This window comes from Oleiphilus sp. HI0067 (assembly GCF_001635735.1).
On the sequence record NZ_LWFI01001141.1, the window covers coordinates 1 to 936 of the forward strand.

1 pseudogene is annotated in these 936 nt (G+C 48.7%); it reads right to left on the reverse strand.

The features are described from left to right. Positions 1 to 936: pseudogene (glnD, locus tag A3739_RS30010) on the reverse strand ([protein-PII] uridylyltransferase); the annotation flags it as partial.

Consider the following 936-nt stretch of genomic DNA (forward strand, 5'->3'; position numbering starts at 1 on the left):
GTCAGGTGTTACGACCTCGACGACTGTTCGATGATTTACTGCATCGTTGCTTAGCGTAACCTCAGTAGGGAATGAAAAATGTTTAAGGGCGCGAGGCGTTCGTCTACCAATGATTTCAGGGTAGTCGTTTGGATCATCAAGTGCCTCGGAGAGCTTTTCAATAATAAGAGACTTTCGTTCTGGGTCGTCTGCTAGCGAATCGCCATTAGAATTAGTGATCGCGAAGTTGCTTACGGTAAAGCCGCCACTCGCTGAGCTAATGCGCGCACTCAATACGTTAATGTTGAGCTGTTCAAGCATCGCGGTCTTTGCAGCGAAAAGATCGTCGTCTGAACGTAGGTAAACCATCAGCTGCGAGAACCCCTGATTGGTACCATCGTCTTTATCTCTAAGGGCAATAACGGGCTGTGCCTTGTCTTCTTGTGCAAGGATCGCTTCGCACTGCCATACGATGTCGTCAACTGCTCCTTGAAGGAAGAACTCGTCGTCAAGCGTATCTACTAGGTCATTTACGTGAGAGGCAAGATACTCTTTTTGAAACAGGGTCGAACGCACTTCTTGGCGAGTTGCGTTAATCCAGGCACCTCTTGATACCGGAGATTCAACGCCTTTACGTAGGGCGCGGCGTGCTTCCACAAACAATTGCTGTAGTAAGCTTGCTCGCCAAGTATTCCATAGCTTCGGGTTCGTCGCCGCAATGTCGCATACCGTCAATACATAGAGATATTCTAAATGGACAATGCTCGGTATTTTTGCTGCGAACTCGTAAATGATCTCAGGGTCAGCTACGTCTTTTTTCTGAGCAGTTGTCGACATCAATAAGTGCTGTTCAACCAGCCAAGAAACCAAGTGTGTGTCGCGCTCACTAAAGTGGTGGCGCTGACAGAATGCACGAACGTCGATCGCGCCAAGTTCGGAATGATCTCCGCCTCGACC